Source organism: Fulvimarina pelagi HTCC2506 (assembly GCF_000153705.1).
Taxonomy (GTDB): Bacteria; Pseudomonadota; Alphaproteobacteria; order Rhizobiales; family Rhizobiaceae; genus Fulvimarina; species Fulvimarina pelagi.
The window spans coordinates 3,449,672-3,471,521 of the sequence record NZ_DS022272.1 but is presented as its reverse complement, the minus strand read 5'-3'; the positions used below and the strand labels follow the sequence as shown (position 1 = coordinate 3,471,521).

16 protein-coding genes and 2 pseudogenes are annotated in these 21,850 nt (G+C 58.1%); 10 read left to right on the top strand and 8 right to left on the bottom strand.

The window, feature by feature from the left end; genetic code table 11:
* Positions 1–49: 49 nt before the first annotated feature.
* Positions 50–1,501: a Si-specific NAD(P)(+) transhydrogenase gene (sthA, locus tag FP2506_RS16090; RefSeq protein ID WP_007068649.1), complete on the bottom strand. Its 1,452-nt coding sequence runs from the start codon at positions 1,499–1,501 to the stop codon at positions 50–52.
* A 139-nt stretch (positions 1,502–1,640) separates the two neighbouring features.
* Between sthA and gshB the strand changes: the two genes are divergently transcribed.
* From gshB to FP2506_RS16075, 3 genes and pseudogenes are all read left to right on the top strand, one after another.
* Entirely contained in the window at positions 1,641–2,582 is a 942-nt protein-coding gene (gene gshB / locus FP2506_RS16085; protein ID WP_007068648.1) for a glutathione synthase, read from the top strand.
* Between the two features lie 206 nt (positions 2,583–2,788).
* Positions 2,789–3,436: pseudogene (locus FP2506_RS16080) on the top strand (magnesium chelatase domain-containing protein); the annotation flags it as partial.
* Positions 3,437–3,956: 520 nt separating this feature from the next.
* On the top strand, positions 3,957–4,370 hold the full coding sequence (locus FP2506_RS16075) for a universal stress protein (protein WP_007068646.1): 414 nt from the start codon (positions 3,957–3,959) through the stop codon (positions 4,368–4,370).
* A gap of 745 nt (positions 4,371–5,115) precedes the next feature.
* Here FP2506_RS16075 and FP2506_RS16070 read toward each other — a convergent pair.
* The 5 genes from FP2506_RS16070 to FP2506_RS16050 all read right to left on the bottom strand — a co-directional run bounded on the left by FP2506_RS16070 (position 5,116) and on the right by FP2506_RS16050 (position 10,901).
* A complete protein-coding gene (locus FP2506_RS16070; RefSeq protein ID WP_007068645.1) occupies positions 5,116–5,613 on the bottom strand; it encodes a hypothetical protein in 498 nt (165 codons plus the stop codon).
* 2 nt (positions 5,614–5,615) lie between these two features.
* Positions 5,616–6,458: a c-type cytochrome gene (locus tag FP2506_RS18175; protein WP_007068644.1), complete on the bottom strand. Its 843-nt coding sequence runs from the start codon at positions 6,456–6,458 to the stop codon at positions 5,616–5,618.
* A 91-nt stretch (positions 6,459–6,549) separates the two neighbouring features.
* Positions 6,550–7,410, bottom strand: coding sequence for a substrate-binding domain-containing protein (locus FP2506_RS16060; protein ID WP_148227605.1), 861 nt, complete (start codon positions 7,408–7,410; stop codon positions 6,550–6,552).
* Positions 7,391–9,322 carry a PQQ-dependent dehydrogenase, methanol/ethanol family gene (locus FP2506_RS16055; protein ID WP_007068642.1) on the bottom strand — a complete coding sequence of 644 codons (1,932 nt, stop codon included), beginning with the start codon at positions 9,320–9,322 and terminating at the stop codon, positions 7,391–7,393. The genes FP2506_RS16060 and FP2506_RS16055 overlap by 20 nt, the downstream gene beginning before the upstream one ends.
* An 862-nt stretch (positions 9,323–10,184) precedes the next feature.
* Positions 10,185–10,901, bottom strand: coding sequence for a Crp/Fnr family transcriptional regulator (locus FP2506_RS16050; RefSeq protein ID WP_007068640.1), 717 nt, complete (start codon positions 10,899–10,901; stop codon positions 10,185–10,187).
* Positions 10,902–11,099: 198 nt separating this feature from the next.
* Between FP2506_RS16050 and FP2506_RS16045 the strand changes: the two genes are divergently transcribed.
* The 3 genes from FP2506_RS16045 to FP2506_RS19615 all read left to right on the top strand — a co-directional run bounded on the left by FP2506_RS16045 (position 11,100) and on the right by FP2506_RS19615 (position 14,357).
* Positions 11,100–11,795, top strand: a complete 696-nt coding sequence (locus tag FP2506_RS16045) for a Crp/Fnr family transcriptional regulator (RefSeq protein WP_050765099.1) — start codon at positions 11,100–11,102, stop codon at positions 11,793–11,795.
* Positions 11,796–12,315: 520 nt separating this feature from the next.
* Positions 12,316–13,050: an endonuclease/exonuclease/phosphatase family protein gene (locus FP2506_RS16035; RefSeq protein WP_007068635.1), complete on the top strand. Its 735-nt coding sequence runs from the start codon at positions 12,316–12,318 to the stop codon at positions 13,048–13,050.
* A 248-nt stretch (positions 13,051–13,298) separates the two neighbouring features.
* Positions 13,299–14,357, top strand: coding sequence for a lysylphosphatidylglycerol synthase domain-containing protein (locus tag FP2506_RS19615; RefSeq protein ID WP_148227604.1), 1,059 nt, complete (start codon positions 13,299–13,301; stop codon positions 14,355–14,357).
* Here the strand turns inward: FP2506_RS19615 and FP2506_RS18570 are convergent.
* Together FP2506_RS18570 and FP2506_RS16020 are read right to left on the bottom strand one after the other, a co-directional pair.
* A complete protein-coding gene (locus FP2506_RS18570) occupies positions 14,341–15,834 on the bottom strand; it encodes a phospholipase D-like domain-containing protein (protein ID WP_081448376.1) in 1,494 nt (497 codons plus the stop codon). The genes FP2506_RS19615 and FP2506_RS18570 overlap by 17 nt on opposite strands.
* Positions 15,835–16,498: 664 nt before the next feature.
* Complete coding sequence (locus FP2506_RS16020; protein ID WP_007068631.1) at positions 16,499–17,371, bottom strand: SDR family oxidoreductase; 873 nt, start codon at positions 17,369–17,371, stop codon at positions 16,499–16,501.
* Positions 17,372–18,192: 821 nt separating this feature from the next.
* Here FP2506_RS16020 and FP2506_RS19610 point away from each other — a divergent pair.
* The 4 genes and pseudogenes from FP2506_RS19610 to FP2506_RS15995 all read left to right on the top strand — a co-directional run.
* Positions 18,193–18,963: pseudogene (locus FP2506_RS19610) on the top strand (alcohol dehydrogenase catalytic domain-containing protein); the annotation flags it as partial.
* A 689-nt stretch (positions 18,964–19,652) separates the two neighbouring features.
* Positions 19,653–20,102: a ferritin-like domain-containing protein gene (locus tag FP2506_RS16005; RefSeq protein WP_007068628.1), complete on the top strand. Its 450-nt coding sequence runs from the start codon at positions 19,653–19,655 to the stop codon at positions 20,100–20,102.
* Positions 20,103–20,235: 133 nt separating this feature from the next.
* Positions 20,236–21,060, top strand: coding sequence for a manganese catalase family protein (locus tag FP2506_RS16000; RefSeq protein ID WP_007068627.1), 825 nt, complete (start codon positions 20,236–20,238; stop codon positions 21,058–21,060).
* 119 nt (positions 21,061–21,179) lie between these two features.
* Positions 21,180–21,848, top strand: coding sequence for an SRPBCC family protein (locus tag FP2506_RS15995; RefSeq protein WP_007068626.1), 669 nt, complete (start codon positions 21,180–21,182; stop codon positions 21,846–21,848).
* Positions 21,849–21,850 lie beyond the last annotated feature (2 nt).

Sequence of the window (21,850 nt, the reverse complement as noted above, 5' to 3'; positions counted from 1 at the left end):
AAGGCTTGAACTTCGTGACAGCGAACTGTCGAGCTTTACAGCGTCCGACTCATTGCGCCGGCATGTCGCTGACCTCTGCCACCTTCGTTGCGCTCATCCGATTGTAGGCGTCGAGTGCGGCGATCTTGTAGGCCTCGGCGAGGGTCGGATAATTGAACGTGTTCTCGACGAAATATTCCAGCGTTCCCTTTAGGTTCAGCACCGCCTGGCCGATGTGGATCAGTTCCGTCGCCCCTTCGCCGACGATGTGGCATCCCAAAAGCCGGCGGGTCTTTATGGAAAACAGCAGTTTCAGCATGCCGGAATTGAGGCCCATGATATGCCCACGCGAGGTTTCGCGCAGGCGCGCAACGCCGACCTCGTAGGGGATATCACGCTCCAGCACCTCTTTCTCCGACATGCCGACTGTCGAGATCTCCGGCACCGAGTAGATGCCATACGGAAAGAACTCTGGTGGCTGATGGGTCGGCTTCGACAGGGCATGACAGGCTGCAATCCGGCCCTGCTCCATGGAGGTCGAGGCGAGGCTCGGGAATCCGATCACGTCGCCCGCGGCATAGATATGCGGTACGGCTGTCTGAAGCGTCTTCGGATTGACCGAAAGCCGCCCGCGATGATCGGCCGATAGGCCCGCGGCATCGAGGCCCAGCCGATCCGTCGACCCCATGCGTCCGGCGGCGAAGAGCACCATTTGCGCCTGCACCTTTCGGCCGCCTTCAAGCACGATCTCGCAGCCGTCGCCGACACGCTTCACGGCCTCCACCTTCTGTCCGAAGCGCATGGCTACGCCCCGGTCGCGCAGATCATAGGTGAAATCGTCGAGGATATCGTCGTCGATGAAGTCGAGCATCGTCTGGCGGGGCTCGACCAACGTCACCTTTACATCCAGCGAATTGAAGATCGAGGCGTATTCGACCCCTATTACGCCCGCCCCGATAACAGCCATCGTCCGCGGCAATTCGGGGAGTTCCAATATCTCGTCGCTGTCGAAGATGCGCTTGCCGTCGAAGGGAACGTAGTCCGGTCGGAAGGGCTGAGTGCCGACGGCGATCATGAATGTGTCAGCAGTAAAGCGCTGGGTCTCGCCGCCCTCGCTTTCCACTTCTACGGTGTGCGGATCGACGAAGCGCGCTTCGCCCCGCAATGTCGCGACCTTGTTGCGTGCGAATTGGTGTTCCAGAACCTCGATCTCGTGGTTGAGCGTCTTGTGCAATCGTTCACGAAGGTCGCCTGCCGTAATATCCTTCTTCACTCGGTAAGAGCGGCCATAGAAGCCGCGCTCGCGCCAACCGGAGAGATTCAGCGCCGTCTCGCGGATTGTCTTCGAAGGGATCGTTCCAGTATGCACGGACACGCCGCCCACGCGCCGGCCTCGCTCCACGACGAGAACGCTGCTATCGAGCTTGGCGGCCTGGATCGCCGCGCGGCGGCCGGAAGGCCCGCTGCCAATGACCAGAAGATCGAAATGGTCCAATGCTTTCCCCTCGTATGAAGCGTCCATTCCACCCGCGCGCGACCTTCCAACGCCCCCGTTCCAATTACAAGAGCCGGCTTCTCGCAAGTCCTTCGCCATTGCCAGGGCACACGCGCCACCTTACCTCGCTCGCCATGCCGGAAGCACTCGAAGAAAGGATGAGGGCATGGGTCTGAAAGTCGCCGTCCAGATGGATCACGTGTCCTCGATACAGATACGCGGCGATTCGACTTTCGCGATCGGGCTGGAAGCGCAGAAGCGGGGCCATGAGCTCTGGCACTATACCCCCGAACGCCTGTCCATGCGCGGATCGACTCTGACCGCGCGCGCCGAACGGATGGATCTGCGCGAGGTGGAGGGCGATCACTTCACGCTCGGTGCGACGGAAAGGATCGATCTGTCCGAGATCGACGTCATCCTACTGCGCCAGGACCCCCCGTTCGACATGAGCTACATCACCTCGACCCATTTGCTCGAGCGGGTGCAGCCGAGGACGCTCGTCGTCAACGATCCGGCCTCGGTGCGTAACGCGCCGGAGAAGATCTTCGTGACCGAGTTCCCCGATCTCATGCCGGAGACCCTGATCACCAAAGACATCGAGGAGGTGAAGGCCTTCCGCGCCGAATTCGGCGAGATGATCATGAAGCCGCTCTACGGCAACGGCGGCGCAGGCGTCTTCCACATCACGAAGGAGGACAAGAACCTCTCCTCCTTCATGGAAATGTTCGGCATGCTCTATCGCGAGCCCTTCATCTGCCAGCGCTATCTGCCTGGCGTGCGCAAGGGCGACAAGCGCATCATCCTGATCGACGGCGAGATCGCCGGCGCCATCAACCGGGTCCCCGCAGAGACCGACGCCCGCTCCAACATGCATGTCGGCGGCCGCGCCGAGGCGACCGAACTCACCGAGCGGGATCGTGAAATCTGCGCCCGCATCGCACCGGCCCTCAAGGAACGTGGCCTGATTTTCGTCGGCATTGACGTGATCGGCGACGTGATGACCGAGATCAACGTCACCTCCCCCACCGGCATCCGCGAGGTGAAGCGCTTCGGCGGCGCCGATATCGCCTCGCTTCTCTGGGACGCGATTGAGGCCCGTGTCGGTTGAGCGATTTTGGCGAGGCGGAGGGGATCGCGCGGACAGCCTGCGTCCCGTAACCGCTAGATTCTCTATGCGGTAAAGCGATACTGAGCCGGCAGGCCGCTGCCCTCGTCATTTGTTCTTGTTTTATTCCTGGGCACGTGCTTACCTTGAATGGTATAGCGCGACCGCCTTCGAAGCTGGCACGGGTCGCTCGGCTAGGGAGGCTCGTCATGGTCGCGCGCGTGAAGACCGTCGCATTTCAGGGTATCGAGGCCCGACCGGTCGATGTCCAGGTGATGGTCGCGCCGGGCAAGATGGGCATTTCGATCGTCGGTCTGCCGGACAAGGCGGTGGCCGAAAGCCGAGAAAGGGTGCAGGCGGCCATCCACGCCTCTGGCCTCGCGATGCCGCCCAAACGCGTCACGGTCAACCTTGCCCCTGCCGACCTTCCCAAGGAAGGCAGCCATTACGACCTTCCGATTGCGCTTGGCCTGATGGCGGCGCTCGGCGCGATCCCGGCAGATGCGATCGCCGATTTCATGGTTCTCGGCGAACTCTCCCTTGATGGCGCGATCACCTCGGTCACCGGCGTCCTGCCGGCGGCGATGGGCGCGAACAGTCTAGGTCTCGGACTGATCTGTCCCGCCGAATGCGGGCCCGAGGCGGCCTGGGCCGATTCGGAGATGACCATCGTCGCGGCGCGCAGCCTGATCCAGATCGCCAATCACTTCCGGGGAACGCAGGTCATCTCACGGCCGGAACCGGCCGTGAGAGCGCTGCCGGCCAATCTGCCAGACCTCGCCGAGATCAAGGGGCAGATCGTCGCCAAACGCGCTTTAGAGATTGCCGCGGCAGGCGGGCACAATCTACTAATATTATGAGACATGTTACCAATTGATGGAGATGGGTCTCGATCGCACTTTATTTCTGGTGAGGGCCGAAAGCGGACGGACGGCTATGTGGTTTGATTGTTGGGAAAGCTGCCGTCTGCCTCGGAACAAGCTGCAAGAGACGGCTGCTCAGCTGCAATCAGCGATCTCACAAAAGTGCAGGCCGATTACGAGCGAGGATCACCAGTGAACGAAAAACTGCCCGTCACGTGCCGGCCGACTCAAGCCTGATGTCTAAAATAGACTAGGATCAATGTTTCTGAGAAACGGTGACGAAAGTCCCTGAAAGTATACGTTTCGTTTGAACGCGCTCTGATTGGCGAATCGTGTATTCACCCGCACCACGGCCAACGTAAGAAAAATGACAAACAAACCGCAAATACGGAAGAAAATCTTCGGGGTCGGACGGGAAAGCTGGTTTTGTATGCTTTGATCTTTGCAGTCGTTTTTTCTGTTTTATTGACGTCCGCAGTTTATTTTCTCGACACGTAGAAGGAAAGGCGAAGCCATGTTCAAGAGAATATTCTTTCCTGTCGATCTGGAACATAAAGACAGCCTTGTGAAGGCGTTAGAAGTGGCAGGTAAGCTCGCCCGTGATTGCGATGCATCCGTCATCTACGCTGGCGTCACCACGGTGACAGCGAGTTCTGTGGCGTCGAACCCGAAAGAGTTCTCAAGTCAGCTTGCTGCTTTTGCACGCGAGCAGGCCAGCCAGTACAACGTTCCAACGGAATCACACGTGATTACGAGCCCCGACCCCACTGCAAATCTTACGTCAGAACTACTTGAAGCGGTCGATGCGACAAATGCCGACGTCGTCGTGACCATGTCCCATATTCCAGGTTTTCTCGATCACTTCATCTCATCGAATTCCGGGACTATCGCCGCAAAGGCAGATGTATCGGTCTTTGTGGTCAGATAGATATTGCTGCGTCACTGGCTGTTTTCAGGGATATTCGTTGGTGTTCGAACACCTATGTCGTTCTCGCGCGGAGGCGCATCGTAAACGATGTATGATACCAAAGCCGCGAGAACGGCTATAGTGACAAGGATGTAGAGCATCTTCGATCGCTGACGGCGGCGCGTGTCTGATCTTAATTTATTTATTGGCATGCTTGCTGACCCAGGCGATTTTTGTTTTACCATTTGAAGAAATAATCGGGCCACATCGGAAACGGAGTTGTCAATTTTAATTCAGTCCTTGTCAGTTATCCGACAATTCTTGTGGTTCGACGAAATTCATCACTCGGAGGTCGAACAAGCGTGGCGTCAAATGCGCAGTCGGCACAATCGAACCATTAAAGTAGGGGACCGCTCCTGATCTTGGCCGCATTCAGCGAGTCCCAAACCGCCTCGAAGGGTCAAGAGTTTCGCATAGCCTACGACACCGCTCGCCGAGGCGTGCGAATGTTACTGCGCCGGTCTACAAGACCCCGCCGCGCCATAGCTGAGGAGTAATGCTAAGCCCCCTCCGTCAGCTCGGCCATCTCGTGCGCCTGCGCTTTCACTACTGGCACACCCAACCGAGCTCCTATCGCCCAGCGGATCTTGTCGTCTTAGTGGTCGACCGGCTTTGGTGCAGGCTCCCATCCGAAGCTCTTTGGGCGTAGACGTTTGTCGAGGTCGAATCGCCGCTGCTGACTGTGCATGATCGTCAGAGCATTCCGTCATGGATTGACGCGCTTTGAGTCCGGGACGCAGCCGCCCAGAGCGATCTCGCCGCCGCGGGATGGCAAGTAGCGACGCTCCTCGGCCGATTTAAGCGTAATCTCGTCCGTCCCCGGCTCGCGCAGGGTCGACCAGAGGGCCTCAAAATCCGTCGCGCATTCCGGGCAATCGGTCACGCCGACACCAACGAAATCGTGCCGGACGTGAAAGATGCGCTCGCCGATGATTACGTTCGTCCGCGATCGCGGCACCGGATCGAAGCCATTCACGACCATGCTGACGACCGCGCCGCCGCCGAACCGTTCCGACACACATTCGACGGATAGCCGGCTGTTGTCGCCCTCCAGTGTATAGGTGGTGCCGGTCGCCTCCTCCTCGACAACCCAGTCGACTTCCTCCTCCGTGTTTGCGGCCGCTGTCGAAGCGACTATCCCAAGGAATGATCCGGCCGTTAGAGCGAGTAAAGCGATCCACTGACCGCACGCGTCGGCCTGCATGCTCACTGGTTGCCCTTACCCTGTTCTGGCTGTTCGCTTTCTTCGGGAGCCGACTCACCGGAGGCGGCCTCCTGCCCTTCGCCCTCCTCTGCGGCGCCCTCCTCTTCCGCCTCGCCATCGGTTTGCGCTTTCGCTTCCTTCGTTGGCGGCTCTGCGTCCGCGTAGGGGTCCTTGCCGAAGCTGAAGTCCTTAGTGTTCGACCAGGGGTCGACCGTATCTTGGTATTCCGCCGGCACCTGCTCGATGGTCATTGCGTCGAGGGAGACGGTCGTGCCCCAGTTCTCGGCGTTCGGATCCTGGCTGATACTCTTGACATAGGCGACGAGCTGCCAGATCGCGGCGTCGGGCAGCATCGTGCCATAGGCCGGCATTCCGTTCGGACGGCCTTGCTTGATGGTGAGGAAGAGTTCCGCAGGCTGACCGCCATAAACGAAAACGTTGTTGGAGAGCGCCGGTCCCATTCCGCCCGCGCCGTTCGGCGCATGGCAGCCGATGCAGTTCATCGTATTGAAGTAGTTCATGCCGCTTTGCGCCGCTGCCTGGCCCATCGGCGGTAGATCGAGCTCCGTCTGGGCGGTTACCGAGCCGGGATAGATCGTATTGACGTCGACAGACATCAGTGCCTCGGCGTCGGGTGCCCCGGCATTCTCCGCTTTGGCCTGTTTCTCGTCGGCGCTTGGGGCCGGGCCGCTCGCATTGCTGTTCTGCCCAATCGTCGCATTGCCAAGGTCGCCGTCGGCTTCGCTTTGCGCCTTTGGCTGTTCCTCCCCATCCGATTGCGCGAGGGCCGGAGCACAGGCACCCACGGCAAGAGCTGCGACTCCTGCCAGGCGGAGCGATCTCATTCGGGTCGAGAATGCTGGCTTGTCCGTTCTAGGCATCATGTGCCTCCCTTAATGGTAACGCGCACCGAGCGTCGTTCCTTCATGCCCGCATCTAGACCCGCGGGATGCCGTATGCGTCGAGCAGGTCTTCGATCGCCTTGTGCTTCTTGGCGATAACCGCGTTCAACCGGTCCTTGAGGACGTGGTCGTCTTTGCGCACACCCATGCCGATGGGAAACTGGAATACCAGCGGCAGAAGGCGGACGGTTTCCTCGAGCGGCGTCACGGTCAATTTCGTTTCGGAATGCTTGGCGTAAAAGCCGGCGAGCGGGCCCCAGACGACCGCGATATCGATTTCGCCTGCCGCAACGTCCTTAACCAGACGCGAAGGCGGCGAATCCTCGTCGTAATTGCCGTAGATCGAATAGCCGACCACATTGTCGACGATCTCTTGCTCTCCCAGCACATGGACGGCCGGCGTATTAGCACCGTCATCGCCGATCAGATGGACGCCGATGGTGAGATCGCGCAGCTTCGGATCGGTGAGTGTCGCGACGTCTATCGCGTCCTCGGCGCGGCTTACGAAAACATAGGTCGAGTTGTAATAAGCCTGGGTCGGCGTCAGGAAGTCGATCGGCGGCGTGCCCATCACCACGTCGCAGGCGCCTGCGTTTAGTGTGTTGCGCAGGAAACCGCGCCGCTCAGCCCACCAGGTGTATTCGATTGTCGCGCCGAGTTCGTCCGCCACGAGGTCGGCGAGCTTGTTCTCGAAGCCCTCCTCATCCTCATTCGAAAACGGCAGATTGTTCGGATCGGCGCAAACCCGCAGAATAGGCGGATCGACCGAAGTCGCAAGCCGGTCCGCGCCCGGCGACGCGGCATCCTCGCCAACGGCCGGCGATGCGGCGAGGACGAACCCCGCGAGCGCGAGCGCCGCCAAGCTGGACCCGAACTTATTGCGCTGCCACTCCATCAGCGGCCTCCTCGCCGGATGCCTCGTCAGCATTCGCGTTGCCGCTTGCCTCAGTATCCCCGCCGCTTCTGCTTCCAGAATCGCTCTTCGCTTCGCTGTCTTCAGATGATCCGCTAGCGCCTAAGGAGGCTGCGTCACCGCCACTGTCCGGTAAAGCGAAGACCATCAGAGTTGAGCCACCGCGGGTATAGGCAGGAAGGTCTTGGCTGGCTCCAGAGAAGCCGAGCGCCCCGTTGCGTACGCGTCCGTCCAACTCGGCCGCAGCGATCGCGCCGGCCCATCCGCCAACGCCGGACATGATCGCCACATACTGACGGCCGTCCGAGCCCATGAAAGTGGAGGGCTGACCAATAATACCGGAGGGCGCCCGGAACTGCCAGAGCGGCTCGCCGCTTCGCGCGTCGACCGCTTTGAACCAGCGGTCCATGGTCCCGTAAAAGGCAATGTCGCCAGCCGTCACTACGGTGCCCGAATAGACCGGGAACTCCTCGGTGATCTGCCAGGCTGGTACGCGCTTCACCAGATCCCAAGCCATGAACTGGCCTCGGGTACCCTCTTCGGTCCCGGCATACATGTCGACTGTCGCGCCGAGATAGGGCGTACCGGAAATGTAGCTCACCTCTGAAGTGGTCATTGAGGCGCACAGTGTCTGGTGCGGCACGTAGAGGAGCTTGGTCCTTGGCGAATAGGCCGTCGGCTGCCAGTCCTTCGCGCCGGGGGGTGCCGGGCATATTTCGGTAATCGTCTTTCCAAGCACCGGGTCTTTCTCGGCGACCGGAATTATCCTGCCGGTCTCCAAATCGACGCCTTCGTAGACGGTGACCTTGGAAAACGGATCGGCCGAGATCACCTTCCCCGTCGCTCGATCGAGCACGTACATGAATCCATTTCGACCCGGTCTGACGGCAACCTGCTGTGTGTCGCCCTCAATCTCGAGATCGAGTAGCATCACCTCGTTGATTCCGTCATGATCCCAAAGATCGTGTGGCGAGGTCTGATACGCCCACTTCGCCTGCCCGGTATCGGGGTCGCGAGCGAAAATGGTCGCTGTCCACAGATTGTCGCCTTCACGCTGGTTCGAGTTCCATGGCCCCGGATTTCCGGTTCCGTAGTAAATGAGATCGAGTTCAGGGTCGTAGGTGATCCAACCCCAGGCCGTGCCGCCACCTGTTCGCCAGCGATCCTTCGGCCAGGTGCTAACGCCCAGATCCTGGCCCTCCATCCATGCATAGGGCGCCTTGAAGTCCTCGCCGATCAGCACTTCGTCGTCGGTGCCGGTGTGCATTGCCCGCCATGCGATTTCCCCAGTGCCAACGTCGAGCGCAGTCATCCAACCGCGCACACCCATCTCTCCGCCTGAATTTCCGACAAGCACCTTGTCCTTCACAACGAGCGGCGCCATGGTCATGGTCTCGCCGTTTGAAATCTCTCCGAGCTTCGACCGCCAGACGAGTTCCCCGGTTTTGGCATCGACCGCGACCGTATGGTTGTCCAGGGTGTTATAAATCACCTTTCCGTCGGCATAGGTCGCGCCGCGGTTGACGACGTCGCAGCAAGCAACGCCTTGTGCGGCACGAGCTGTCGGCGGCTCAAAAGTCCACTTCAGATCACCAGTCGTCGCGTCGAGCGCGAAGAGATTGTTCGGCCACGGCGAGACGATGTACATCATCCCGTCGACGACGAGCGGGATCGATTCCTGCCCGCGGTTCACGCCGTTCGAGAAGGTCCAAGCGAGCTGCAGGTTGCCGATATTGTCGGCGTTGATCTGGTCGAGTTCGCTGTAGCGGGTTCCGGCATAGTTCTTGCCAGGCATTACCCACTGGTTCGGATCCTTTGAGAGTTCAGTGAGATCACCGCCTGCGCCGGCAACGGTTCCACTTCCCGCGGCGCCTCCAGCCTTCTTCGCCTGCACTTGACCCGATTTATTTTCGGCTCTCGAAGCACCGCTGCCGTTGCTTTGATCCTGGATATTCGCAGCGCCAGTCTCCTCGGGGGAAGCGCTATCTGTTTGTGAGGTTTGTGCAGTGCGGATCTTAAAACTGCCGCTGTCGTTTTTCCCGCCACTTGACCTCGGGGCCTTGTCTTTGCGGGAGCTGCCTCTGTCGTTCAAAACCATGGCCACCGTTTCTGGCGATCCGCTTTCGAACTTCACTGTCGTTCGCTCGATGTTCGCTGTCGCGCCATTCGGTTGAGCGTTAGCAGCGGACACCATCGGAAGCGGGAGTGCCAACAACCCACTCGCCGCTGTCAATCTTAGTCCTAAGCGCAAGCAGGAAAACTGAGTAGACATCTTCGACGAGCCCATGAGCCTATCTCCTTTGGATCTGCTGGAGGCGAACTCTGCTTCTTGTCGAAGAAAGGCTGATGCGACAAAGAACCGCTTCAAGTGCTGTGTTCAGCAAAAAGCTGTTCAGAGAAGACCTTCCGCAATGCAGCATGCAAAATCGGAGGCTAAGTCCTCTGTATTTCAGGCCTTTTAGGAACCTCGAACGACTTATGTCCGCTCAATTTTAATTTGCTTGGTCGGCCAATACTTCCCACTCGGCGAGCGCTTGAAATGCGTTAAAGGAATGGCAAAGCGACCAATTAGAGACTGGGGCCGGCGCCGAATCCGTCGTCACGGACATGATGTTAATAAGTATGGAAGGGAGGTTCGGCTCGTCACAGGTCGACCGATTGGTCTCGCTACCATCCGACCCGATAACCACCCTAGGGTAAACCAGTAATCCCCGTGTTTCGGCTTGCACCGCCTTACTGACAATGCCTCTGCTTTCTTAATACCGGAATGGACCAATTATCCGCTCGTACTCGTCCTCCGCGCTACCATAGCAGCCGTCGGCGATCGCAAGCAGTCCTTCGCGGTTGAGAATGCGGATGTTTCCACGCGTCGCCCGAATTAGGCGTGCGCCCTCGAGAATATGTGTCGCGAGAGTGACCGTCGAACGCTGCACTGCCAGCATGACGCTGAGAAAATCATGCGTCAGCGCAACATCGGGACCGATGCGATCCTGACACATGAGAAGCCAGCGAGCGAGCCGCTCCTCGACATTGTAGGTGCCGTTTGCCAGAGCGGTTTGGGCTGTTTGAAGATGCGAAATATGAAGCCAGCGAATTGCACTTCGATGAAAAACCGGCCGTTCGGTTGCAATCTCTAGCAGAACCTCTGCCGAGATCCGCAGGCCGCTGCCAGGGACCTGCACGAAGCTGTCATGCGGAATTTTATGAATTCCAGCGAAGATCGAGCCGTCGCTTAGCCCCTCGCGACCATAGATACCGACTTCGATCTTTCGATTGTCAGAAGACGAAAGCGTGATCGAGAAGATTCCACTCTCTGGGAAGACGATCGTTTCGATGGTCTCTCCAGATTGTATGATCGAATCCCCGCGAGCGTAATCGACGTGTTGGAGATGCGGAACGAGGGCGTCAAAATCGTCCTGCGCGAGCGAACGAAGAAGAAGGTTTTTGCAGTTGTGCTGAGAAAGCTGGAGCATTGAATCCGCCTCCTGTCAGGGCGGAAGCACTAAAGCTCACAGCCGCGTGCGCCCGGACAATCCTGCACGCGATAACAGTGACACAGTATCCGTGATACAAATTACAATGGACCGTGGGGTACTCGACGAACCACCAAAAGGCATTCCGCCGCAGTTAGAGGAAACTCAGAAGAGAAATTTCCTGACGAAGAGGTGCGGATGCAAAAGCTTCCGAAAACTTTGATGGCGTTGCCGTTTCCCCTTCATTCCGATGACGAAGCAGCATTGGCGGCAATCTTTTCGCGGACATTGGTGTATCGGGGAAAATCGATCCTCGCGCGGCAGAGCGAGCAATCTCATGACGTAAAGATAATTAAAGAAGGTCTCGCCTTTCGGTCGAAGCAGAACGCAGACGGTGGCCGTCAGGTCGTCGGCCTTGTTACCGCGGGTCAAGTCTGCGATCTGGCCTCGGTCTTCTTCGAAAGCGCCGATCACAACATCGAAACCGTGACTGACTGCGAGATCGCGATCGCTTCGAAGACCGACATGAGAAGTTTGCTGTGTGCGCGACCCGCGATCGCCAAAGCATTGTTGACTCAATCACTCTGCCGGGAAGCGGTTGCCTATGAATGGGTTCTGAACGTTGGTCGAAGGGATGCAAGGCAACGACTAGCACATCTTCTCTGCGAAATCATCGCATGCAATCGGGACCTTGATGAGGAGTACACATGTTCGATGCCCCTCATACAGGCCGATCTAGCAGACGCTACGGGTCTCTCGGTCGTTCAGATCAATAGGTCACTTCAAGAGTTGCGGTCGCAAAGGCTCGTTTCGCTGGAAGATCGAATACTGTCTGCCCTCGATTGGCCGAAGCTATGCGCAGTAGCCGGCTTCGATGCGACATATTTGCACTGATCTTGAAATCACTTCCCGGCAACATGTATTAGCGTATTGATTTGAATATAACTCGGCTATAGTAGATTGTCTTGCTTCAAGAACCCCATTCTTCAGTGACGGGAATAGCTTCATTTTGGATCGCAAGTTCACACTGCAAGCATCTTCGTTTCAGGCAGGAACAGATTTCCTCGACAGTCGTCTTGTGTTCCTGGACGACGTTTTCGTAGCACTCTTGACGCATCTCAGCGGAGATCATTACGGAGAAAACGAAGGCAGGTGGTTCCTAGAGGCAAGCTTCGGCCCGTGCGCTCTGAAGGGTTCGCTGCCGGAGCCGTTCTTCGATCTCGATTCCGCGAAAAATTGGCTTCACGAAAACTGCAATTGAAGCTGGTCGCACGGAGATGGCGGCCCTACGGCCTTTCTCGACGGCGGTTATCTCCCGTCCCGTAGTCCATCTCACTCCGCGAGATGGGCACCCGCAAAACGCGGCAAAGGAACATATCGAAAAACGATCTTTGCAGATTCCGTTTTGAAAACCATGCGCTTCGTCACCTATAACATTCATTCCTGCCTTGGGACCGATCGACGCCGAGATCCCGATCGGATCGGGGCGGTCATTAGTGATCTTCGTGCTGATGTCGTCGCTCTTCAGGAAGTTGACGTCGGAAGAGCCCGTTCGGGTTTTGTCGATCAGGCGCAACGGATTGCCGAAAAGACGGGTCTCCATCACTATTTTTTTGCTCCGGTCGAGGAATGCGGTGAGCGTTACGGCATTGCCTTCCTGACGCGCTCTGCTGCGACACTGATGAAGGCCGCGCTCCTTCCTGGCCTCCAGACATACCCAAACCTCGAACCAAGAGGTGCGCTTCTTGTGCAACTCGAGAGTGAGGCAGGTGTCATGAACGTTGTGAACACCCATCTTGGTCTTCGATCGCGCGAACGACTGACTCAGGCTGCGGCTCTTTTAGCGTCCGAATGGCTTGCCGACCTCTCTGCCCCGTTTGTGCTCCTTGGCGATTTCAATGCCGTATCTGGATCGAAGGCCCACAGCCTATTGACGGCCTCTTTGGACGATGCACGCCGGTTCGGCGGCCGTTCGGGGCTACGGCCAACTTTTCCGAGCCGATTTCCAATTCTTGCGCTCGACCACTGCTTCTTTCGAGGCGATCTCAAGGTCAGGTCTGCATACGTCGTACGCAGTCCTCTCGTTCGCCGTGCCTCAGATCACTTGCCGCTCGTGATTGATTTCGACGCGCAGAGACGATTGGCGTGACGGCTAGCGACTTTGCCGGCGTCGTTGCGAGACCAATGCTCAGCTCAACCGTTAACAAGGACGAAAAGGAATGAGAGGCACCCACTTGGCGAACAAGAAAAGAAGCGGGCTAGCCAGTCCACGCACCTGGTACAAAATCTTTGGCCATCGAGGTCTCGCGCCTTGGGTCCGACTGGGCGTGTTGCTCCTGGCCTTCATACTCGTCTTCGGTGGGATCTCCGCGCTCGTCTTTTCGGCTTGATCCATCAATGACTGGGGCAAGAGCACGATCTGGAACTTTGGACGAGCCGACGGACCCCGAAACGCGTGCGGAGACAGTCGGGACACCGAAGTCGGATCCAGGTGGGGGAAAGCCATGGTTCAAATGGCTCGGACGGGCTGCGATCGTTTCGTTCATTGCCTTGGCCGGCTTCCTGCTTTGGCGAACGCTTCGGGAATATAGCCTTACCGAACTCGTCGATGCGATCACTCGATTTCCACTAAATCGACTCGGATATGCAGCGTTCTTCGCTGCGGCCAGCTACCTGAGCCTTACTTGCTTCGACTGGCTGGGGACACGTTATGTTCGTCGCCCCCTTGCATACCGGCGGGTCGCGCTCGCTTCTTTCGTATCCCTCTCCCTCGGTCACTCGATCGGGTTTGCAGGCCTCAGCAGCGGAGTGATCCGATATCGCTTTTACTCGCGATGGGGGCTTAGGGTGCAAGAGGTCGCAAAGCTCATACTCTTTTCAGGACTGACGGTAGGCCTCGGCCTGGCGACGCTGGGTTCGCTTGCAACGCTGGTGCGACCTGAAATCGCCGCTGATGTCATGGGGCTAGGCGTTCCGGCGACAATGGCTGTCGGGGGCTTGGCGGCAGTTGCCGTCGTACTCTACCTCATAGGATCCGCTTTCCTGCGACGCCCCCTTCAGATTCGATCATTCCAGCTGGAAATGCCGCCGCTAAAGCTCGCAGTCGGCCAAGTGGTTGTCGGTACGATCAATTTCATGCTGGTCGCCGCATGTCTTCACCAAGCAATACTCGGTCTAGCTGACGTTCCATACACGTCCGCTGCGACCGTTTATGTTCTAGCCAATGCCGGAGTGATGATCACACATGTTCCGGGCGGGCTCGGCATCATCGAGGCCGTCGTTCTCACCCTCTTGTCGGAGGCACGCCTTATCGCCTCGCTGCTCGTCTTTCGCTTTGTCTACTTTATCGCTCCGCTCGCGCTCGGTGCCATTTGCTTCGGGGCAACCGAGGCGATCTGGCGTTTGCGACAGGGCAAGAAACTGGGAAGACAGATCAACACTAAACCGGCGCGCTGAAATCGATGCTGCCGCGAAGCCACTTTAAGGATCCGTACGGCGCAATCGGGTCGAAAAGGCGGGTGCCAAGGCCGGGATTTAACTGACCTCTGTCGCAAAGGGCAGGGAACGGCACAAGACTTCGCGTGCCGCCGTTGAGCTTCTCGATCGCTGCAATAAGCGAGCCAGCCCTTTGCGCGACGCCCAACAAAGTGTCCATCCCGACGCCCAGATGCTCGGCGATGAGCCGATATCTAATTCCCGCAATCGCGGCGGAAGCTTGTGATCTATTGGCTTCGATCGCGACATCACATTCGCTGTCGACACCGATCGAGCGGTTATTCAGATTGGCTGAACCGATCCGAAGCACGTGATCATCTACGATCGCGATCTTCGAATGGATGAAAATTTCCGTTCTCTTTCCACGTTCGTCGCGGACCGGATAAAAAACACGCAAACGATCGTGTCGATCGAAGCGCTTGAGATGGCGAATGAGCCGATCACGGTTTCGACCGTTTGAAATCTGTTCAACTCGTCCGTTCATTGTATTGGTCGTTACAACTACAATCTCCGGTCCATTCTCTCGGAGCAAAAGATCGGGGAGCACCTGTCGCGCGAGTTCGCCTGCGAAGTATTGGTTTTCAATGTAGACGACGGATCGCGCGGTTCGAAAGACATCGGCTGCGAGAATGGCGGAATGCCAACTCTGTTTACGCCTCCAAAGGCCGGGCTCAGTGGTTGCGACAGCTGCAGGAACGTGTTCGAGATCGCTCGTCTCACGTTTGGGCCACCATGAACTGTCCATAGGTACCCCCGCGAAGTTCGGTTCGGCACCAGTCGCTGCGCGCCAGCGTTTGACGGCGATGGCCGTCAGGTCGTTCACGATCGGTCCAGATATCATAATCTGACAGTCATGAACGGGATGGGTCGGATCGCCTTCTCCCTCATTGCGACGCAAATCATGCGCAGGATGGTGCGGGGTATCCCAGCGACCGACGGTCAGATCTATCCCACCGGTGAAGCCGATCGTGCCATCGACGATGACGATCTTCTGGTGATGCGATCCGAAAATTGGATGATTTCGATCGAGTTTCAGGTGAATACGGGGATGAGCGTGCCATTGCTCCCCCAAGATGAGAGGCAAGCCCCTGCTCGGCCCATGGGCTGCCGCCAAGCTCCAGACGAGAATGTGAATTTCTAGGTCTGGCCGCTCATCGACCAGAGACCGTAGCCTATCCCCGAGGCTTATCCCGCCTCCATGTAGATCCGGTGTCAGACGGGTATTGGCGTCGAAATCCCAGCCTACAATGACGATCGAGCGGCCGGCTGTTTCAAAACAAGCATCGAGTTGTGCGAAATAATTCGCACCGTCGATCAGCACTTTCCCCCGCTCGACCTGTGAGATCCGTGGGCAATTTCGACCAGGTTTGAAGACTCCTCTCTGCTTTGGCACGGAGGCATTCTTCGGTTCTTCTGTCATTCCGGCTTCCCAGTGCATCAGCCCTCGATGTTGGGTTTCTAAAGCTGTCGGTCGAGCCGCAAACCGCCGCTATGTAACGGAAAGTTGGCTCGACAGCCGACCCTATCCAGAGGTCAGGCCTTCCTCCTATCGAGTGTCTGCTATCCGACATTGAGCACCCATGGCGCATGTTTCGGACGGTCACCCCTTTCCCTGACTAGGGCTAGACGCCCGGACCGACGTCTTACGATCGTCTTAACGACCAGACGACAGCCGTAAGCACGATTCCGCCGAAATGTGAGGAGGCTCCGCGGTCTAGCAAAGAAGTCTTGCTGGAACTGAGGCTCGGATGCGTGGACCACTGAACACGCTTTTCCAATCAGCCGCAGCGAACGACGAGTAAGCCAATCGCCTTCCTGAAATCACTGTGGACTACTTCGTCCTCTAGCCCGAATTTCCACCGTCCGTCTCGGTGTTCGGGCTCGGTGACGGGTCGTGATCTACAGGCCTTGTTGCAGGCGGCGATCGGCGTAGAAATACCTGCCCCCTTTTCGTGGGAACACAGTTGAACAATCTATCGGGACGCTGACGCCTTACCGGGACCGTCGTTTTTCGCCTGCAAGCCAGCTCGGACGGACGGCATTTGAGCAAACCTTAAATGGTTCCAGGTCTGCGTAGCCTGAGAACCGAGACCGTCCCGCGTTCAGAGCATCAGCCGGCCGCCCGTTACAGCGATCACCTCGCCGGTTACATAGGTCGAGTCGTCGGAAGCTAGATAGACATAGGCGGGCGCGAGTTCCGCCGGCTGGCCGGCGCGGCCGATCGGTGTCGAAGAACCGAAAGACTTGATCTTTTCATCGGTCATCGTTGCCGGGATGAACGGTGTCCAAATTGGCCCCGGGGCAACGCCGTTGACGCGGATGCCCCGGTCGATCAGCCGATGAGCCAGACCGCCAGTGAGATTGTAGATTGCCCCCTTGGTGACCGCATAGGGCAGGAGACCGGCCGACGGATCGGTGGCGTTAATCGAGGTCGTGTTCACGATCGTCGCGCCCGGTTTCATGTGCTTCACCGCCGCCTTCGCCAGAAAGAACATGGAATAGACATTGGTGCGGAAGGTGACGTCGAGCTCTTCGGCCGAGAGATCCTCGAAATCAGCGATGACCTTCTGATGGGCCGCATTGTTGACGAGAATGTCGAGCCGACCAAACTCTGAGACGGTCCGCTCAACAATCGCCGCGCAGTGGGCCTCTTCCTTAACGTCGCCCGGCAGCAACACGCAGCGCTTGCCGGCTCTCTCGACCCAAGTCTTCGTTTCTTCAGCATCGCCATGTTCGTCGAGATATGAGACGAGCACGTCCGCTCCCTCGCGGGCAAAGGCGATGGCGACGGCGCGGCCGATCCCGGAGTCACCACCCGTGATGATTGCCGCCTGCCCTTCAAGCTTGCCGGAGCCCGTGTAGCTCTTCTCGCCATGGTCGGGCACTGGCTCCATCGCGTCTGTTTTGCCGGGAAGCTCCTGTTTCTGCAGCGGCTGCGGGGGCTGTGGATAGGCGGTTCTGGGATCGCGAGCCATGAATGTTCTCCTCTATTCGGAATTGATGAAGCGCATGGTTTCGATCGTCAGATAAGGCGAGCAGAAGTATCGACAGCAAATACACGAGATCACGTGAATGTTCCGAACAGCGGGCTGCGGATAGCGCGGTACTGTCTTCGCCGATTACTAGCTGAAAGAAAAATAAAATATGTGTTGACCTAAACGTAAGCGTAGCAAAAATGCTCGTCGTAGCTAACCTCGAACAAGTCTTGCTATCAACTACATTTCAACCCTTCCATTTGGCTCGGTCGCGTCAACTGATCTGGTAAATGCAAGCCGAATTTCGGCCGAGTTCACTGATTTCGATCAGACCTTCGCTGTCTGCCCAGCAAGCCAGATCCTTTTCAATAAGCCCTTGCGCGACCGGAAGCGTGTCGACCCTAACGGGCCCGTGTCGGAACAGACGATCGAGAAGAACCGCTTCGGGCACGCTCAATTCGAATTGCAGAAACATCGCCGAACCTCACTTGAACGATCTCCTGAACCGTAGCCTCCTGATCCGGCCAGCGAATTTAACTTTGTTAACGGAAACGAACCGTCTGGAACCCGACAGAGCCGAATTTTCGCACAGGACAACAGCAAATCTGCAGGATGGGAGCAGCGGTGCCAGAGCCGAGATTGCGGGGATTTGTATCGACTTGCCATGGAAGCTCCGTCCCGAAGAACGGCGGCTAAAGTCGCCAAGTCTTTAGACGGGAACAGCTTTTTCCGATGCGCGTAGTGCAACGAGGCATCCGGCTCGCCATTGCGCCAAGAGAGTGAATGACCTTTAGCGCAATCTCGCTCAGGGAGCCTCAATCATGAAGGCAGTCGTCTTTCACGGTGTGCGCGACATCAGTCTCGACACCGTCCCCGACCCCTCTATCAAAGAGCCGACCGATGCCATTGTCCGCATCACTTCGAGCGCGATCTGTGGAACTGATCTTCACATGGTGCGAGGTACCATGCCTGGCATGGTCGAAGGAACAGTCCTCGGTCATGAGGGCGTCGGCGTCGTAGAGGAGGTCGGACCCGGCGTCCGCAATCTGTCGCCCGGACAACGCGTTGTCATTCCGTCCACAATTGCCTGCGGCACATGTTCCTACTGCCGCTCCGGGTATACTGCCCAGTGCGACGATGCCAATCCGAATGGTCATCTGGCCGGCACGTCTTTCTATGGTGGGCCGGGGCCGACTGGTCCGTTCGATGGGCTACAGGCGCAATATGCGCGTATTCCGTACGCGAACGTCAATCTCGTCCCTCTGCATCCCGAAATATCGGACCATCAGGCGATCTGTTTGTCTGATATTGCGTCTACTGCCTGGTTCGGTGCCGATATCGCCGACATTCAGGCCGGCGACGGCAAGACCGTCCTCGTCATGGGTTGCGGCCCAGTGGGCCTCTTCACCATTCTCGGCGCATGGCATTACGGAGCCCAGCGAGTGATCGCCGTCGATCGACGCACAGACCGGCTCGACATGGCACGCAGGCTTGGTGCCGAGACCATCAACTTCGAGGAGGAGAACCCAATCGAGGCGGTTCGGGATCTCACTGGTGGGATCGGCCCGGATCGAGCGATCGACGCGGTCGGAGTCGACGCGTTCAAGCCGACCAAGGGACCGATGAAGGAGATGGTCGATAAACGATCCGACTTCTACGCGATGCAGGTAAAGCATTTGGCGGAAGAAAGTGCCGATACCCACGCCGTACAATACGCCGCCGGAGACGCACCATCGCTATCCCTCGAATGGGCGGTCCAGTCTCTCGCGAAAGCCGGTACGCTTTCGATTATCGGCGTCTACCCGCAATCCGATCCGTTCTTTCCAATCGGTACGGCCATGAACAAGAACATCACGATGCGCATGGGCAACGCCAATCACAAGAAATATGTGCAGCACCTCGTCGAATTGGTCCGGAGGGGCGGGCTGAAACCGGAGGCCATCCTGACCGAGGAAGAACCGATGCGGGACGTGCTGAAGGCTTATGAGACCTTTGACGATCAGCAGAAAGGCTGGATCAAGGTGGAACTCGATCCGACCGCGGTCTGAGATTCTCGAACGAGGCGCGGGTTGCAACCGGACCACGTTCATTGAGTTTCCTGGCCGACATAACTGTAAGTCGGCAAGTCTATAAACTGGTTTAATCTTATCAGCATATCGTTTAGCCAAGCATTCAAAAAGTACTTAGCACAACAACGAAGTTGGCGTTCCAATTTTGGAACGCATTGCCAGCGATTTATTTATCCCGACAGCTTCAACAAAACGCAGATAGGGTTATTATCATGGCCACATTGGTTGGGCGCGAAGGTGATATCGAAGGTTTGGTCACAGACCTCATCCGGCTGGAGCGCGATGCAATCGCCGCTTACGATTCGACGATCGAGAAGCTTTCCGACAGCGCGTTGAGAGAACAGGTCGCCGAGTTTCGGGAAGACCATAAGCAGCATCTCGACATGCTGGATTTCATGGCACGAGACCTGTCGATCGAGACGCCGCAGCATGGCGATGCCAAGGAGTGGCTGACGACCGGCAAGATCGCTCTTGCCAACCTCATGGGCGACTCGGCCATTCTCAAAGCAATGAAGACCAACGAGGACGATACGGTCGAGGCATACGAGCGGGCAAACCGTCACGCCGACGCCGATCAGCGCTCCAAGGATTTCTTCGCCAAGGCGCTCGCAGACGAAGAGCGCCATCGCACCTGGATGAACCGAATGGCCCAGAGCGTCTGATCCACCGGATCGGGTCTTATCTGCGGGCGGCTACCCGCCCGCGCTTCACCATACAAGCCGATTGCCCTCCTCTTGCTTGCGAGGGATCTCGCGCGCGCAAACGCATTGCTCCCCTACTTCTTCGGAGACCATCATGTTCCATCATTCCTCAAAGCTTCAGTACACCGTGAAAGTCGACACGCCCGATCCGCAGTTCGCCAAGCTTCTCCAGCAGGCGATCGGCGGCATCGAAGGCGAGATCCGCGTTGCCATGCAGTACTTTTTTCAGGCAATGGGTGCACGAGGCGACAGCCGCATCCGCGATCTGCTCATCTCGACAGCGACCGAGGAACTTTCGCATATCGAGTTTCTCGGCCATGCGGTCGCCCTCAACCTCGAAGGCGCCCCGGTGACCGCTCAGGAAGAGGCCGCGAAGGATCCGGTGGTGAACGCAATCCTCGGCGGCGCCAATCCGCGCCACCTTCTCTCATCGGGTCTCTCGGCAATGCCGGTGAACTCGAACGGCGTTCCCTTCGACATGAGCCATATTTACGCGACCGGCAATATCGGGGCGGACATGCTGGCCAACGCCACCGCAGAAGCCGGCGGCCGCGTGCTTGCCTCGCGCCTCTACAACTGGACGTCCGACAGCGGCATGAAGGACATGCTCTCCTTCCTGATCGCCCGCGACACCTATCATCAGCAGCAATGGCTCGCGGTGATCGAGGAACTGGGCGGCATGGCTGCAGCGCTGCCGATCCCCAATTCGACGCCGGAGGATCACGAGGCGATGAAGCATTCCTACTATTACCTCAACACGCTTCTCGACAAGAAGGCGCCAGAAGGTCGTTGGTCGTCAGGACCCTCGCTTGACGGTCGCGCCGAGTTCCACGTTGTGGACCAGCCAGCCCCTGAAGGGCAGGAACCTGATCTCGGCAAGGCCCGGCCGAACTCCGGCGCTCAAACCGAGCAGATCTAGAAAGCCTAGCGTCGACGCCGCTGCGCGGAGCCTTGTCAGCTGCGCGGCGGCAATCTCGCGGCATCGCTTTTTCAAACCAATTCCGCCCGTTTTCCTTCTCAATTCAACGAGGTAGCTCCATGTCGAGACATCCGATCGAAGTGCGTGGCTATCGGGGCCCCGACCCGCTTCCCCGGCTAGCACTCTTTGCAGCCGCTGGCACCGCGATCGCGCTTCTGGCCTTTGCGGCAAAACCTCTCTTTGGAAATTCCCCCGCTCAACGCCGCCGCGAACTGGAGGACGACGCGCCCCGCCGTTTGTCACGCGAGCGGGCAGGCTCTCCAGCCTTTGTGGGCAAGAGCGTTCTCATCAACCGCCCTCGCGCAGAGCTCTACGACTTCTGGCGCGACTTCGAATTGTTCCCCCAGTTCATGGAGAACATCCGCGCCGTCGAAGTGAACGGCGACGTCTCAACTTGGACGATCGCGGCACCCGCGGGACAAACCGTGACTGCGGAAGTCGAGGTAGTCGAGGATCTGCGCAATGAACGTCTGGCTTGGAAGTCGACGCCCCAATCTCAAATTGAAACTAAGGGCACGATAGATTTTCGCGACGCTCCCGCTGGTCGTGGCACCTATGTTGACGCGCTCATCGAATATAAGCCGCCTGGCGGCGCCGTCGGCCGAGCTATTGCCGATCTCTTCCGCCGTGAGCCTCATGTGCAGGCCCGACACGATCTGAAACGGTTCAAAATGCTAATGGAAGCCGGCGAGGTCTCGACCTCGTGGCGAACCCGTCGCCAGTCGTAAGG

Excerpts from the sequence above, each read along its gene's own strand:
- sthA (WP_007068649.1), bottom strand. The coding sequence starts at position 1,501 with ATGGACGCTTCATACGAGGGGAAAGCATTGGACCATTTCGATCTTCTG.
- gshB (WP_007068648.1), top strand. The coding sequence starts at position 1,641 with ATGGGTCTGAAAGTCGCCGTCCAGATGGATCACGTGTCCTCGATACAG.
- FP2506_RS16075 (WP_007068646.1), top strand. The coding sequence starts at position 3,957 with ATGTTCAAGAGAATATTCTTTCCTGTCGATCTGGAACATAAAGACAGC.
- FP2506_RS16070 (WP_007068645.1), bottom strand. The coding sequence starts at position 5,613 with ATGCAGGCCGACGCGTGCGGTCAGTGGATCGCTTTACTCGCTCTAACG.
- FP2506_RS18175 (WP_007068644.1), bottom strand. The coding sequence starts at position 6,458 with ATGAGATCGCTCCGCCTGGCAGGAGTCGCAGCTCTTGCCGTGGGTGCC.
- FP2506_RS16060 (WP_148227605.1), bottom strand. The coding sequence starts at position 7,410 with ATGGAGTGGCAGCGCAATAAGTTCGGGTCCAGCTTGGCGGCGCTCGCG.
- FP2506_RS16050 (WP_007068640.1), bottom strand. The coding sequence starts at position 10,901 with ATGCTCCAGCTTTCTCAGCACAACTGCAAAAACCTTCTTCTTCGTTCG.
- FP2506_RS16045 (WP_050765099.1), top strand. The coding sequence starts at position 11,100 with ATGCAAAAGCTTCCGAAAACTTTGATGGCGTTGCCGTTTCCCCTTCAT.
- FP2506_RS16035 (WP_007068635.1), top strand. The coding sequence starts at position 12,316 with ATGCGCTTCGTCACCTATAACATTCATTCCTGCCTTGGGACCGATCGA.
- FP2506_RS19615 (WP_148227604.1), top strand. The coding sequence starts at position 13,299 with ATGACTGGGGCAAGAGCACGATCTGGAACTTTGGACGAGCCGACGGAC.
- FP2506_RS18570 (WP_081448376.1), bottom strand. The coding sequence starts at position 15,834 with ATGCACTGGGAAGCCGGAATGACAGAAGAACCGAAGAATGCCTCCGTG.
- FP2506_RS16020 (WP_007068631.1), bottom strand. The coding sequence starts at position 17,371 with ATGGCTCGCGATCCCAGAACCGCCTATCCACAGCCCCCGCAGCCGCTG.
- FP2506_RS16005 (WP_007068628.1), top strand. The coding sequence starts at position 19,653 with ATGGCCACATTGGTTGGGCGCGAAGGTGATATCGAAGGTTTGGTCACA.
- FP2506_RS16000 (WP_007068627.1), top strand. The coding sequence starts at position 20,236 with ATGTTCCATCATTCCTCAAAGCTTCAGTACACCGTGAAAGTCGACACG.
- FP2506_RS15995 (WP_007068626.1), top strand. The coding sequence starts at position 21,180 with ATGTCGAGACATCCGATCGAAGTGCGTGGCTATCGGGGCCCCGACCCG.